Origin of the sequence: Variovorax atrisoli, assembly GCF_014195185.1 — a bacterium.
GTDB lineage: Bacteria > Pseudomonadota > Gammaproteobacteria > Burkholderiales > Burkholderiaceae_C > Variovorax > Variovorax atrisoli.
The window spans coordinates 96,021-108,696 of sequence record NZ_JACIBG010000002.1 but is presented as its reverse complement, the minus strand read 5'-3'; the positions used below and the strand labels follow the sequence as shown (position 1 = coordinate 108,696).

Here is a 12,676-nt window from a genome sequence, read left to right as displayed (position 1 = left end):
ATCAGCGCCGCGCGCCGCCGTTGTTCTTCGCCACCACGCCCGCGCCGCGCACCTCGATCCTGCGCTGGTCGGCCACCTTGCCGCCTGCGTCCACCAGCTCGATCACGTGGCGGCCCGGCCATGGGAACCACTGCACGGTGTTGCCGCGCGCCAGCGGCTTGCCGTCGACGCGCCACTGAACGCCGCGGCCTTCCGAATCGAAGCGCACGCGCTGGCGCTGCGGCGGGATGTCGGGGTCCAGCGCGATGATGGTGCCGTCGGCCGGCGCAGTGATGCGCGCGGAGCCGGAAGCATCGGTCGCCATGCCGGTGTCGAGCGCGAAGAGCGGCTGCTCCGTGCCCTGCAGGAACCACTCGCTGCGCGATGCCTCCAGCGCATTGCCGTCGCCGCCAGGCCCGAAGCTCACCTGCATCTCGACCAGCCCTGCCGGCGGCGTTGGCGCGCGGCTGGGCTCGCGCGCGTGCAGGAAGCGCATCACCTCGGCCCACACCGGCGCGGCGCCGCTGGTGCCGCTCACGTCCCACATCGACTCGCCGCTGGCGTTGCCCACCCACACGCCCACGGTGTAGCGCTGCGACCAGCCCACGGCCCAGTTGTCGCGCATGTCCTTGCTGGTGCCGGTCTTCACGGCCGTCCAGAAGCGGGTGGAAAGAATGCTGTCGAGGCCGAAGGTGCGCGTGCGCGCATTGGGGTCGGAGAGGATGTCGCCCACGATGAAGGCCGCACGCGGATCGATCAGCGGCGCGGGCGCGGCGGAAGCGGCCTTGGGTTTCTCCGCAGGCTTCGGCGTCAGCGTCGTCGTCGCGTAGCGCCCGCCGTTGGCCAGCATGCGGTAGGCATTGGTGAGCGACAGGAGCGACACCTCGGCGCTGCCGAGCGCGAGGCTGTAGCCGTAGTAGTCGCCGCTCTCGCGCAGCGGCAGGCCGGCAGCGCGCAGCTCGCGCGCGAAGGCCTCGGGCGACACCATCACCAGCGTGCGCACGGCGGGCACGTTGAGCGATGCGGCCAGCGCGGTGCGCGCCGACACAGGGCCCTTGAAGCGGCGGTCGTAGTTCTGCGGGATGTACAGGCCGCTGGCGGTGCTGATCTGCGCCGAAGAGTCCTCGATCAGCGAGGCCGCCGTGATGCGCTTCTCGGCGATCGCCTGGGCGTAGAGCAGCGGCTTGAGCGTGGAGCCGGGCTGGCGCAGCGCGGTGACGCCGTCGACCTCTGCGGCCTGGCTCAGCGGACCGGAGGAGCCGACCCAGGCGAGCACCTCGCCGGTCGCGTTGTCGAGCACGACGAGGGCGCCGTCTTCCACGTGCCGGTCGCGCAGCTCGCGCAGGTGGCGCTGCAGCGTGTCGAGCGCGAAGCGCTGCAGCGGCGCGCGCAGGGTGGTGCGCACGCCGGTCTCCTTCTCCTTGCCCTTCGATGCGGGCGCTGCGCTGGCGGCAGCGGGCGCGGCCGCCGCGTTCGCGTCGCGAATCTCGCGCAGCACCCGCCGCGCGGCATGCGGCGCGATCCCTTCGTTGGGCTCGAAGGCGCGCCGCTGAACCGCGGCGCTGGTGAACATGTCGAGCGCCTCGCAGTCGGTCTTCTGCTGCGGCTCCATGGTGCGCAGCACCTCGCAGGCGCGCTGTGCCACCGCGGCGGGCTTGGCGTTGGGGGCGCGCACCAGCGCCGCCGCCACGCTGGCCTCGCGTGCATCGAGGCCGCTGGGCGCCTTGCCGAAGAGCGTGCGCGAGAGCGCGTCGATGCCCACGATCTCGCCGCGGAACGGCACGGTGTTGAGGTACGCCTCCAGGATCTGGTCCTTGCGCCAGTTGCGCTCCAGCTGCGCGGCCGCCACCGTCTGCCCGATCTTCTGGGTGAAGCTGCGTCCGCCCGAACTGCGGCGCAGGTCGTCGTCGAGCAGGCCCGACAGCTGCATCGTGATGGTCGAGGCGCCGCGGGTGCGCGTGTTCCAGAGGTTGCCCCAGGCAGCGGCCGAGACCGCGCGCCAGTCGATGCCGCTGTGTTCGTAGAAGCGCTTGTCCTCGCTGAGCACCATGGCCGTGCGCAGCGCGGGCGACACGTCGGCCAGCGCGGTCCACTGGCCGCGTCGCACGGTGGGGTCGGTGCGCACGCGCTGCAGCAGTTCTCCGTTGCAGTCGAGCACGGCGGTATCTGACGAGCGGAAATCGCGCTTCACCTCCTCGAAGCTCACCACCGCCCCGGCCGTGTGGGCCCATGCCGCGGCGATCAGCAGGGCTGCGAGGGACTTGCGGGAAAGAGCGAAGGGGGCTGGCTTCATCGGAGGAAAGGAACCGGTATCCAAAGGCAGGACTTGGCGCAAAGGCATGGGCGCCGCCATTCTCTCTCGGTGCGGGCCACGGGAACCGCGCCTACCGTGCGACGGGCTGCGCGCCGCCTTTCAGCGCCCGGGCCGCGAGGCAGATTGCAGATCGGGCTCCACATCCGGTAACGAACTTCACGCGAGGGCTTCAAAGCGGAAACCCGGCGCGTACCGGCGTGGTCTTCAATGCACTACCGGCTCGCAGGAGGCGAAGCCCGGTTCCACAAACATTCCAAGGAGAACTCGCATGACGAAGACATTGGCGATCCTGCTGGCCGCATCGGCCATCCTCGCAGGCTGCGTGGTCGCACCCTACGACCGTCCGCCGCCGCCGCGTCCGCACTACGGCGACCGCGACCGCGACGGCGTGCCCAACCGCTACGACCGTGACCGCGACGGCGATGGCGTTCCGAACCGCTACGACCGCAACCCCAACAATCCGTACCGCAACTGATCCGTGGCGTGACGAACAAAAGGCCGCGAAGCTCTACGCTTCGCGGCCTTTCTTTTGTTGGAGCAGGCGATCGCTCAGCCTGGCCGGCGCGCCATCAACGCCCAGATGCCTGCGGCGCTCAGCAGCGAACCGCCTGCCAGGTTGAAGCGCCGCTGCGCGCGCGGCGAAGACAGCAGCCTGCGCGCCGATCCCGCGAACACCGCGTAGAGCGTGGCGTTGGTCGCGGCCAGCACCACGAAGGTGACGGCCAGCACCCACAGCTGGCGCGTCACGTCGGCGGCCGGGCTGATGAACTGCGGCAGGAAGGCCACGAAGAACACGATGCCCTTGGGGTTCAGCGCGGTCACCAGGTAGGTGTTGGCGAACAGGCGCAGCCGCGACGCGGGCGCCGCAGGCGTGGCGATCTCGGTGGACGAGATGCCTGCGCGCAGCAGCCTGACGCCGAGGTACAGCAGGTACAGCCCGCCGGCCCACTTCACCACGGTGAACCAGAAGGCGGAAGCCGCGAGCAGCGCGCCCAGCCCCAGCAGCGACACCACCAGCGCGGTGGAGTCGCCGAGCGCCACGGCCGCCACCAGCGGCAGCTTGGCGCGGCGGCCGTGAGACATCGAATAGCTGATCACCGTGAGGATGGTCGGCCCGGGAATGACGAGCATCAGGGCGGAGGCCGCGACGAAGGCGAGCCAGAGTTCGATGGGCATGGGCTTTTTTTCTCCGGAGTGTGGTTGTCGTGGGAATGGATCTTGTCGTCGTCAGATGCCGATGGCCGTGCGTGCGACGTGCCAGGTGCCGCGGTGGCCGTCCACGTAGCTGATCGGCGAGCTCGCAAGGTCGTCGAGGTCCACGTCGTCCAGGCAGGTCACGTTCACGCCGTAGGCGCTCTCGCCGGTCTGGGGCGAATGGCCCACGCCGAAGGCGCGCACGCCGCAGTGCCTGCAGACGATGTAGTGGCTGTTGCGGGTGTCGAGCATCTGCTCGCTGAGTTCCGACTCTCCTTCGATCAGCCGGAAGGCGTCGGTCGCGACGATGGCGGGCCAGAAGCGGGTCTGGGTGCAGATGGAGCAATTGCAGCGCAGCGTGCCCAGGCTGAGGTCGATGTCGGCCTCGAATCTCACGGCGCCGCAGTGGCAGCCTCCTGTGTAGGTCTTTTTCATGTGCTCGGGCTTCGCATGATGGTGCTGGAAAGCACCATATCAAAGGCCGCGCAACGGCGCTGCGCTGTGGGCATGTGCTTGGCCCGCCGTGCGCGCGGCGCCGGACGCGCTCAGGCGGAAGGGCCGCTGCCGAAGCGCAGCGCCGAGCGGGCGCGGGCGCGCTCGGCTTCCACCTCACGGTCGCGCGGCTCGGCCGTGGTGACCAGCGAATCGATCAGCCGCGCCGCGGTGGCGGCCACCTCGTCGACGGCCCGGTTGAACGTCTCCTCGTTGGCCCTGGAGGGCACGTTGAAGCCGCTGAGCTTGCGCACGAACTGCAGCGCGGCGGCGCGGATCTCCTGCTCGGTGGCGGGCGGCTCGAAGTTGTAGAGGGTCTTGATGCTGCGGCACATGGGAGCACTCCATTCGGCGACGGTCGACGCCGTTCAGTTCAGTCTAGGGCCTGTTCGGGCTGTCGAAGCAGCGCCATCGCGTGGCAGTCGAGGTAGGCGCCGTCGATGCGCATCGCGTGGCGCAGGAGGCCTTCATGCTCGAAGCCCAGGCGCTCGTAGAGCATCCTGGCTGGGGCGTTGTCGGCGCGCACCGAAAGCTCGATGCGCGTCAGCCCGCGCTCCCACGACTTGCCGATGGCCGCCTGCAGCAGCCGCGTGCCCAGCCCGAGCCCGCGTGCCTCGGGCACCAGCGCGATGCCCAGGACGCCGACGTGCTGGCGCGAATGCCCGAACACCGGCGACACGTCGCACCAGCCGACCACGCGGTCGCCGTCGAGCGCCACGAAATGCGGGAAATCGCTCGAGATCACGCCGCGATAGAACTCGATCGACTTCGCCAGCGGCGGCGCCTGCGTCAGCGCGAGGTATTTCTTCTCACGCGCGACGACGTCCAGCGCCCGGTGCAGGCTTTCGAAGTGGGGCTCGGCCGTCGGCTCGACGGTGCAGTTCATTCCTCGGACTCCTTGGCTGTTGCGCCATGCGCTGCAACGGGCCTGCGGGGCCGTCGGGGCCGGCCGGCGATGGCTGCGCGAATGGCAGGGCGTTGCACGATAGCCGATGCACGGCCCCGCCTCGCCGGACAGGTCCCACACGCAAGGGCAGCGCCTTCCCACCGAGCGCGGCGCGCGCCCGCCCAACATGCGGGGTGAACAGCCTGGAGGTTCACACCATCATGACCACGAAACAGCAGCAAGGGCAGCCCCAAGACAGAGAAGACAGGAAGCCCCCGACGGCGGAAACTCCGGAGTCGCCGGGGAAGTTTCCCTTTCCCACCTCCGGCAATCCCGAGCAGGGGCGGGCCGAATCCGCCAAGCCGGTGCCGCAGCCTTCGAGCGAGGAGGCGCTGGACAGCGGCGTGGAGGAATCCTTTCCCGCCAGCGACCCGGTATCCGTCACCGTGACCAAGGTGAAGCTGCCTTCCTCCGAGCAGAAGAAGGACGCCGAAGAGAAGCAGGCCGGCAAGGGCTGAGGCCCGGCGGAACGAGCCATCGCCGTGGAAGCGCTTTCCCTGGCCGAGCCCCGGCCGGCCGATGCGGCCGCCGGCCCCTGCGGCGTCGTCACCCTCGACGTGGATTCGCGCGGCTACTGTAGCGAGCATGAGCACGCCACCCGCGCGCACTACGGGCAGCGGCTGGCGGCGCTGATCGGCTGCGCCTTCGAGGGCGAGTACGCCGCCGCCGCGCCGCCCGGCTCACGGCACTACTTCGTGCCCAGCGACACGCTTTCCGACCCGGCCCGCGTGCGCGCCCTGGGCATCCTCGGCGTGGACGACCTCTTCGGCGGCGTGGTGCCGTATGCCTTCGTCGCCACCAAGGTCATCAGCCATCCGCTGATCGGCGGGGGCGATGCGGCCCGGCCGCAAGGCTGGTCGACCCGCTTCGCCGGCGAGGTCGGCGACGCCACGCTGCCGGGCTTCTCCTGCTTCGGCGCCGACGAGGCGATGAGGGCGGGGCGCGCGATGCTCGGTGCGGGTGCCGTGCGCCTGAAGCGGGTGACCGCGACCGGCGGGAGAGGGCAGATCGTCGTCGACAGCGCGCAGGCGCTCGACAACTGCATCGGCGCGATGGACCAGGCCGACATCGGGCGGCACGGCCTCGTGCTCGAGGCGAACCTGCAGGATCCCATCACCTGGAGCGTCGGCCAGGTGCTGGTGGCGGGCATGGTCGTGAGCTACTACGGCGTGCAGCGCACCACCAGCGACAACGCCGGCGAGGAGGTCTATGGCGGCTCCGACCTCGTGATGCGGCGCGGCGACTTCGACGCGCTGATCGCCGGCATCGTCTCGCCCTCGCTTCGCCGGGCGGTCGAGCAGGCGCGGCGCTATCACTGCGCGGTGATCGACTGCTACCCCGGCTTCTTCGCCTCGCGCGTGAACTACGACGTCGCGCAGGGCGCCGACCGCAGCGGCCAGTGGCGCTCGGGCGTCCTGGAGCAGTCGTGGCGCGTGGGCGGCGCCACCGGTGCGGAGATCGCGGGGCTCGAGGTGTTCCGCGCCGACCCCGGGCGGCACGAGGTGCGCGCCTCGTGCTTCGAGGTCTATGGCGCTTCCGCGCCGGTGCCCGCCGGCGCCATCGTGGCCTACCAGGGGACGGACAGCCGCGTCGGGCCGCTCGTCAAGTACACGACCCTGCCCGGAGAGCACCATGCCGACGCGCCGTAGCACCATCGACATACCGGTCGACGGCCAGCACATCGAAGGCACCTTGTTCGCCGCCTCGACCACCGTGCCCGGCGTGCTGCTGGTGCACGGCTGGGACGGCAGCCAGGAGCAGTACGCCAAGCGCGCGAACGAACTCGCCGCCCTGGGCTGCGTGTGCCTGACCTTCGACCTGCGCGGCCATGCGCGCCATGCAGCGCAGCGCATGGAGGTGACCCGCGAGGACAACCTGCGCGACGTGCTCGCGGCCTACGACGCGCTGGTCAGCCACCCGACGGTCGATCCGGCGGCGATCGCCATCGTCGGCAGCAGCTACGGCGGCTACCTGGCGGCGCTGGTCAGCGCGATGCGGCCGGTGCGCTGGCTGGCGCTGCGAGCGCCCGCGCTCTACCGCGACGGCGAGTGGGACACACCCAAGGGCGCGCTCAGCCGCTCCGACCTGGTCGCCTACCGCCGCTCGTTGGTCGGCCCCAAGGACAACCGCGCGCTCGCGGCCTGCGCGGCCTTCTCGGGCGACGTGCTCATCGTGGAATCGGAGCACGACCAGATCGTGCCGCACCCGGTGGTGGAGAACTACCTCGGCGCCTTCAAGCGCGTGAAGTCGGTGACCTACCGCGTGCTCTCCGGTGCGGACCACGCGCTCTCGAAGCAGGAGTGGCGCCAGGCCTACGGTTCGCTGCTGGTGTCGTGGCTCACGGAGATGACCCTGGGCGCCCAGGCGACGGCCACCATGACCAAGCCGGTGACCAGCGCGACCGCCTGAGAGGCGGCGTCGCCGGGCGGGGAACGGACGCGGCAGGACACCCCATGCGAATGCTGCGCGCGGCTTGAGCGGACCGGCCGTCAGCCCGTCGTGCGTTGCTGCAGCGCTGCTTCGGCGGCCAGCGCCACCGCGGCCAGCCGCGCATCGTCGCCGCGCACCGACGCCAGCATCAGCCCCACCGGCAGGTCGCCCTGCGCGTGGCACGGCAGGCTGAAGGCGCAGCCGTCGAGCAGGTTGATCGCGAAGGTGTTGCGCAGCAGCAGGCCGTTGGCCTTGAAGAAGGCGGCGTCTTCCGCCAGCGCCGCGATCGGCGGAGCGACGATCGGCACGGTCGGGCACAGGAGGGCATCGAAGCCTTCGACGGCGCGCCCGACGCGGCCGATCCAGTCGCGCCGGCGGTCCTGCATGGCGATGTAGTCGGCCGCGCGCACCTCGGTGCCGAGTGCGATGCGGGCGGCCACGCGCGAGTCGAAGCCGTCGCGCCTGGCCGCGAAGCGTTCGCGGTGCACGGCCGCCGCCTCCACCGGCGAGAAGCCGCCGGGGGCATTGACGGTGGCGATCTCGGCGAGCTCGGCCAGGGTGATGTCCACGATCTGCGCGCCCGCGGCAGACAGCGTCTGCAGCGCACCGTCGAAGGCGCGTGCCACGGCGGGTTCGATGTCGTCGAACATCAGCGTGCGAGGCACGGCCAGGCGCATGCCCTGCAGCGGACGGCGGCGCACCGCGAGCGGCGCGTCGGCGATGGCGGCATCGGCGGTGAGGCAGTCTTCCACGCTGCGCGCCATGGCGCACACCGTGTCGAGCGAGCGCGCGAGTTCGAAGGCGCCCGTGCGCGGCACGCGCGACTGCGTGCTCTTGAAGCCGACCAGCCCGCACAGCGCGGCGGGAATGCGGATCGAGCCGCCCGTGTCCGAGCCCAGCCCCGCCACCGCGAGGCCCAGCGCCACCGACACAGCAGCGCCGGACGACGAGCCGCCCGGAATGCGTGCCGTCTGCGCGTCGGCCGGATTGCGCGGCGTGCCGTGGTGCGGATTGATGCCCACGCCCGAGAACGCGAACTCCGTCATGTTGGTCTTGCCGACGATGGCCGCGCCCTGCGCGCGCAGCCGCGCCACGGCAGTCGCGTCGTGCGCGGCCGGCGGCTCGCCCGCGCAGACCGCGGAGCCGGCCATGGTGGTCTCGCCGGCCACGTCGTAGAGATCCTTGACCGAGACGGGCAGGCCGGTGAGCGGACCGAGTTCGATGCCGGCCTTGCGCGCCGCATCGGCATGGCGTGCGGCGGCGCGGGCGCCGTCGGCGTAGAGTCGCGTGAAGACATGTGCCGCGGCGGGCTGCGCCGCGGCGTCGAGCACCTGCTCGACCAGCGCCTCGTGCGACAGTTCTCCACGCGCGATGCGTTCGCGCAGGGCCGAAATGGTGAAGCCGTTCTTCGTCGTCATCACGCCACCACCGGCAGTGCTTCCACCGCATAGCGATGCACGATGCGGCGCCGAAGCTTCGGGTCGTGCAGTTCGATTTCCATCTGCGCGGCGGGCCGGATGCCTTCGCCCCTGGCGTTGGGCAGCGCGCCCAGCGTGCCGCAGGTCATGAAGAGGCCTTCGGGCGCGGAGCCTGCGCCCGGCATGCCGTCGCGCAGGCCGGCCAGCGGCCGGATCGAGGCGAGCGTGCCGCGCTGGTAGTCGATCCAGCGGCCGTCCTCCAGGATGCGCGAGCGCAGCTCCAGCGTGTCCTGGTGCGCCTGCACGTCGCGCCAGCGCCAGGCGGCCTCGGCCACGGGCTTGGCGCACATCTGCTTGGACACCGCCACCGAGTAGCTCTCGACGTGGCGGTCGGTGTGGTCCGAGGCCACGCTCAGCCACCACTCGCCCTGCGAGAAGAACAGCACCGGCTCGGCCTCGCCGGAGCTCTGGTCGCCCAGCGCCTCGATGGCGGGCGATTGCGTCAGCAGCTGGGCCGCCACGCGGTAGTACAGCGGCACGCTCGAAGGGCGCGGCACGCCGAGCGCGGCCAGCTCCTCGATGTGGTGCTCGATGGCGGCGATGTCGCGGCCGGTCCAGCCGGCCACCACCAGCGCGCGGGGCGCGACGAGGTGGATGGCCGCGCAGCGCGTGCCGTCGTCGGCGATGCTCTCGCAGGCGAAGCGCAACAGCGAATTCATGTTGTTCGTGCTCGCCATCGATCAGCTCTCCAGCGGGCGCTTGGCGGTCTCGCGCGCCACTACCAGGGCGATCAGCGTCACGCCCAGCGCGGCCACCACGTAGAACGACACGGCCACCGTGCTGCCCCAGGACTTGAACAGGCTCGCGATGATCAGCGGCGCGAAGCCGCCGCCCACGATGCCCGCCAGCGTGTAGGCCAGCGAGGCGCCGGCGTAGCGCACGCGGCTGGGGAACTGCTCGGTGACGAAGGCGGCCTGCGGGCCGTACATCATCGCGTGGATCAGCAGGCCCACCACCACGGCCGCGCAGATCGCGACCGGGTGCGCGCTGTCCATCAGCACGAAGAACACGAAGGCCCACACCATGCCCAGCAGCGCGCCGGCGATGTACACCGGCCTGCGGCCGATGCGGTCGGACAGGCTGCCGAACCACGGCACCGCGATCGCGTTGCAGGCCGCGCCGATCATCGTGGCGGTGAGCGCCAGCGGCCGCGACAGGTGCAGCACCGTCGTCACGTAGGTCAGCGTGAACACCACCACCAGCGCATACAGCACGTCGGAGCCGATGCGCGAGCCGCCGGCCACCAGCAGGCGGCGCCAGTGCTGGGTGAGCACTTCCTTGATGGGCGTCTTGGCGGTGGCCTTCTTCTCTTCCATCTCGCGGAAGACGGGCGTCTCGTCCACGCCGCGGCGCAGCCACAGGCCGAACAGGACCAGCGCGACGCTGGAGATGAAGGGAATGCGCCAGCCCCAGCTCTGGAAGTCTGCCGGGCTCAGCCATGCCGACACCGCGGCGATGAAGCCGGTGCCGATCAGCGTGCCGCACGAGGGGCCCACCTGCGTGAACGAGGCGTTGCGGCCGCGCTCGTCGGGCTTGCCGTGTTCCATCGACAGCAGCACCGCGCCGGCCCATTCGCCGCCGAGGGCCACGCCCTGCACGAAGCGCAGCGCCACCAGCGCGACGGGCGCCCAGATGCCCCAGCTCGCATAGGTCGGCAGCAGGCCCATCAGGCCGGTCGATACGCCCATGATGACCAGCGTGGCCACCAGCACGAAGCGCCGGCCCAGCCGGTCGCCGAGGTGGCCGAACACCACGCCGCCCAGCGGACGCGAGATGTAGCCGACCGCGTAGGTCGAGAACGCGAGGATGGTGCCCGTGAGCGGGTCGAAAGAGGGGAAGAACACCGCGTTGAAGACCAGCGCGGCCATGATGTTGTAGACGGTGAAGTCGTACCACTCCAGCGTGGTGCCGATGGAGCTGGCCATGGCCAGCCGGCCCATCCTGGCGGACTCGGGGGCGGGCTGGGCGCCCGTCCTGGCCGCAGCGCTTGCCGTGCCTGCGGTGGGGAGAACATGTTCGGTCATGGAAATACCTTCGTTCGGTGAAGACATGGAAGTCGGTCAGGCCAGCTCGCCCGCGCCCAGCTTCCAGCCGAGCGAGAGCAGCCAGCCGGTGGCGGGATCGGCGTCGAGGGCGGAGGCGGCCGCGGCGCGCGCGGCGCGTGCCGCGTCGGCGCTGCTGGTCTCGATCACAAGCATCGGCTGCAGCACGCGGCCTTCGGTGGATTCGCGCGGCAGCGGCGTGCTGAGCGCGGCGTCGGGCATGAGCAGGTACGACTGCACGAAGCCTGCCTGCTCCTTCTTGAGCTGTTGGCCGATGCGTTCGGCGCCGTGCACCAGCGCCTCGGCATCGGCGGCTGCGGCCAGCGGCAGCACGACCACGTGGCTGCCGCTGCCGCTGCCGAAGCCGGTCACGGCGCGCACGGCGCACACCCGGCGCACCGGCTGGCGCATGCGGTCGAGGTTGGCGAGCGACCATGGCGTCTGCTTCTCGAACGCCGCGCGGTAGCCGGGAGAGCCGAACACCGCGAGCGATTCGGTGCGGTAGAGGCCCAGGTACTTGCGCCCGCCCTCGAGCGAGAAGTAGCGCGCACCCGAGAGGAAGCCGGGAATGCGCACGCGCTCTTCCACGTGCTCCTGGTCGTACCAGCGGTTGAAGTCGGCTTCGTCGGCCGGCTCCACGTCGGATGCGACGAACAGCATGCCGTTTGCCGTCGCTGCAGCGGAAGAAGAGGAGTCAGTGGTGTTCATGGCGGCGGAAGAGAGTCGGGCCTTCGAAAAAATGAAGGCGCGATCTTCCGTCGCAGGGGCGGACTGTCACAAACGAGTTTTTCTGGGCGACAGCCACAAGAATTACTGGCCCCTTTTCGGGGCCGGATGCGCCATTCCGAGGGTTAACCCTCTGTGGATGCGCTCCATGTTGGTGCGACGGCCGAGGTCGTGAACTGGTCGGAGGCGCGGCAGGCCAGTTCGGCCACGAGCCGGATGGCGTCGGAGTCGGCGGCTTCGAGGTGGCTCACCACGATGCGCTGGGGCGAGATGAGCGCATCGCACTCGATGATCTTCACGTCGCCGGTGGCCACGTATTCGTAGCAGGGCGGCAGCGGCACCAGCGCGTTGCCGAAGCCGGCCTTCACCAGCCGCGCGAGCGCCGAGATCGAGCTCACGCAGTGCACCTTGCCCAGCGGAATGCCCGCCGCGCGGAACAGGTTCTTCAGCGCCTCGTGCGGCTGCGAGCCGGGGCTCATCGTGAGCACGGGCTGGCGCAGCAGCTGCTCGACGGTCTGCGTGCCCTCGGCGCCGGGCGGCCCGACCCAGCCCATGGGCATCGGCAGGCAGGGCGTGCTCACGATGCCCGCACCGGCGATGTGGTCGGTCTGCAGCGCGATGTCGAGCGCGCCCTCGCGCAGTCCGCGGTGCAGCGCCAGCGTGGTCTCGGAGGTCAGCTGCACCTCGATGCCCGGATAGGTGGAGCGCAGGTTGGTGAGAAAGCCCAGCAGCCAGGTGTGGACCACGGTCTCGATGGCGCCGATGCGCACCAGCCCGAGGATGTCGCCGCGCGGGCGGCCGAGCGAGACGATCTCGCGGCGCAGCTCCAGCAGCCGCTCGCCGTAGTCCATCAGCCGCACGCCGACGGGCGTGAGCCGCAGCTCGCGCGCGTCGCGCTCGAACAGGCGCGCGCCGATGTCTTCTTCGAGGGAGGCGACGCGGTTGGACACCGCCGCCTGCGTGATGTGGAGCCGGTCGCTCGCGGCGCGGAAGCTGCCCAGCCGCGCGGCCCAGAGGAAGGCTTCTACAAATCTTGTGTTCATGAGGGCACCTGCGGACCATTCTGCCCGCATCG

At 70.8% G+C, this 12,676-nt stretch carries 14 protein-coding genes; 4 read left to right on the top strand and 10 right to left on the bottom strand.

Going from position 1 to position 12,676, the window contains the following annotated elements; all coding sequences use genetic code 11:
- Position 1: 1 nt before the first annotated feature.
- Positions 2-2,272 carry a penicillin-binding protein 1C gene (gene pbpC, locus FHY06_RS07435; RefSeq protein ID WP_145760473.1) on the bottom strand — a complete coding sequence of 757 codons (2,271 nt, stop codon included), beginning with the start codon at positions 2,270-2,272 and terminating at the stop codon, positions 2-4.
- A gap of 289 nt (positions 2,273-2,561) precedes the next feature.
- Here pbpC and FHY06_RS07430 point away from each other — a divergent pair, with 289 nt between their 5' ends.
- Entirely contained in the window at positions 2,562-2,768 is a 207-nt protein-coding gene (locus FHY06_RS07430; protein ID WP_019654179.1) for a hypothetical protein, read from the top strand.
- 74 nt (positions 2,769-2,842) lie between these two features.
- Here the strand turns inward: FHY06_RS07430 and FHY06_RS07425 are convergent, their stop codons facing one another.
- From FHY06_RS07425 to FHY06_RS07410, 4 genes are all read right to left on the bottom strand, one after another.
- The gene (locus FHY06_RS07425) at positions 2,843-3,469 is read right to left on the bottom strand and encodes a LysE family translocator (protein WP_019654178.1); all 627 of its coding nucleotides are present in this window, start codon (positions 3,467-3,469) and stop codon (positions 2,843-2,845) included.
- A gap of 51 nt (positions 3,470-3,520) precedes the next feature.
- Positions 3,521-3,922, bottom strand: coding sequence for a GFA family protein (locus FHY06_RS07420; protein WP_019654177.1), 402 nt, complete (start codon positions 3,920-3,922; stop codon positions 3,521-3,523).
- A gap of 110 nt (positions 3,923-4,032) precedes the next feature.
- The gene (locus FHY06_RS07415) at positions 4,033-4,314 is read right to left on the bottom strand and encodes a DUF2277 domain-containing protein (protein WP_145760472.1); all 282 of its coding nucleotides are present in this window, start codon (positions 4,312-4,314) and stop codon (positions 4,033-4,035) included.
- Between the two features lie 38 nt (positions 4,315-4,352).
- Positions 4,353-4,865, bottom strand: a complete 513-nt coding sequence (locus FHY06_RS07410) for a GNAT family N-acetyltransferase (RefSeq protein WP_145760471.1) — start codon at positions 4,863-4,865, stop codon at positions 4,353-4,355.
- 221 nt (positions 4,866-5,086) lie between these two features.
- Between FHY06_RS07410 and FHY06_RS07405 the strand changes: the two genes are divergently transcribed.
- Genes FHY06_RS07405 through FHY06_RS07395 form a run of 3 tightly spaced genes read left to right on the top strand, consistent with a single transcriptional unit; the run spans position 5,087 to position 7,334 of the window.
- A complete protein-coding gene (locus tag FHY06_RS07405; protein WP_222431633.1) occupies positions 5,087-5,383 on the top strand; it encodes a hypothetical protein in 297 nt (98 codons plus the stop codon).
- 24 nt (positions 5,384-5,407) lie between these two features.
- Positions 5,408-6,574 (top strand): DUF3182 family protein, encoded by a 1,167-nt coding sequence (locus tag FHY06_RS07400; RefSeq protein ID WP_184604248.1) that lies wholly within the window; start codon positions 5,408-5,410, stop codon positions 6,572-6,574.
- On the top strand, positions 6,558-7,334 hold the full coding sequence (locus FHY06_RS07395; protein ID WP_145760469.1) for an alpha/beta hydrolase family protein: 777 nt from the start codon (positions 6,558-6,560) through the stop codon (positions 7,332-7,334). The genes FHY06_RS07400 and FHY06_RS07395 overlap by 17 nt, the downstream gene beginning before the upstream one ends.
- Positions 7,335-7,414: 80 nt before the next feature.
- Here the strand turns inward: FHY06_RS07395 and FHY06_RS07390 are convergent, their stop codons facing one another.
- The 5 genes from FHY06_RS07390 to FHY06_RS07370 all read right to left on the bottom strand — a co-directional run bounded on the left by FHY06_RS07390 (position 7,415) and on the right by FHY06_RS07370 (position 12,644).
- The gene (locus FHY06_RS07390) at positions 7,415-8,773 is read right to left on the bottom strand and encodes an amidase (RefSeq protein ID WP_184604246.1); all 1,359 of its coding nucleotides are present in this window, start codon (positions 8,771-8,773) and stop codon (positions 7,415-7,417) included.
- A complete protein-coding gene (locus FHY06_RS07385; protein WP_019654170.1) occupies positions 8,773-9,510 on the bottom strand; it encodes a DUF2848 domain-containing protein in 738 nt (245 codons plus the stop codon). Before FHY06_RS07385 ends, FHY06_RS07390 begins: the two co-directional genes overlap by 1 nt.
- 3 nt (positions 9,511-9,513) lie before the next feature.
- Positions 9,514-10,857: an MFS transporter gene (locus FHY06_RS07380; RefSeq protein ID WP_126182816.1), complete on the bottom strand. Its 1,344-nt coding sequence runs from the start codon at positions 10,855-10,857 to the stop codon at positions 9,514-9,516.
- Positions 10,858-10,893: 36 nt separating this feature from the next.
- Complete coding sequence (locus FHY06_RS07375; protein ID WP_184604243.1) at positions 10,894-11,583, bottom strand: DUF4286 family protein; 690 nt, start codon at positions 11,581-11,583, stop codon at positions 10,894-10,896.
- A gap of 143 nt (positions 11,584-11,726) precedes the next feature.
- Positions 11,727-12,644, bottom strand: coding sequence for a LysR family transcriptional regulator (locus tag FHY06_RS07370; RefSeq protein WP_019654167.1), 918 nt, complete (start codon positions 12,642-12,644; stop codon positions 11,727-11,729).
- Between the last annotated feature and the right edge of the window lie 32 nt (positions 12,645-12,676).

Bases quoted from the DNA above. Each gene is read 5' to 3' on its own strand.
- pbpC (WP_145760473.1), bottom strand. From the start codon at position 2,272: ATGAAGCCAGCCCCCTTCGCTCTTTCCCGCAAGTCCCTCGCAGCCCTG.
- FHY06_RS07430 (WP_019654179.1), top strand. From the start codon at position 2,562: ATGACGAAGACATTGGCGATCCTGCTGGCCGCATCGGCCATCCTCGCA.
- FHY06_RS07425 (WP_019654178.1), bottom strand. From the start codon at position 3,469: ATGCCCATCGAACTCTGGCTCGCCTTCGTCGCGGCCTCCGCCCTGATG.
- FHY06_RS07420 (WP_019654177.1), bottom strand. From the start codon at position 3,922: ATGAAAAAGACCTACACAGGAGGCTGCCACTGCGGCGCCGTGAGATTC.
- FHY06_RS07415 (WP_145760472.1), bottom strand. From the start codon at position 4,314: ATGTGCCGCAGCATCAAGACCCTCTACAACTTCGAGCCGCCCGCCACC.
- FHY06_RS07410 (WP_145760471.1), bottom strand. From the start codon at position 4,865: ATGAACTGCACCGTCGAGCCGACGGCCGAGCCCCACTTCGAAAGCCTG.
- FHY06_RS07405 (WP_222431633.1), top strand. From the start codon at position 5,087: ATGACCACGAAACAGCAGCAAGGGCAGCCCCAAGACAGAGAAGACAGG.
- FHY06_RS07395 (WP_145760469.1), top strand. From the start codon at position 6,558: ATGCCGACGCGCCGTAGCACCATCGACATACCGGTCGACGGCCAGCAC.
- FHY06_RS07390 (WP_184604246.1), bottom strand. From the start codon at position 8,773: ATGACGACGAAGAACGGCTTCACCATTTCGGCCCTGCGCGAACGCATC.
- FHY06_RS07385 (WP_019654170.1), bottom strand. From the start codon at position 9,510: ATGGCGAGCACGAACAACATGAATTCGCTGTTGCGCTTCGCCTGCGAG.
- FHY06_RS07380 (WP_126182816.1), bottom strand. From the start codon at position 10,857: ATGACCGAACATGTTCTCCCCACCGCAGGCACGGCAAGCGCTGCGGCC.
- FHY06_RS07375 (WP_184604243.1), bottom strand. From the start codon at position 11,583: ATGAACACCACTGACTCCTCTTCTTCCGCTGCAGCGACGGCAAACGGC.
- FHY06_RS07370 (WP_019654167.1), bottom strand. From the start codon at position 12,644: ATGAACACAAGATTTGTAGAAGCCTTCCTCTGGGCCGCGCGGCTGGGC.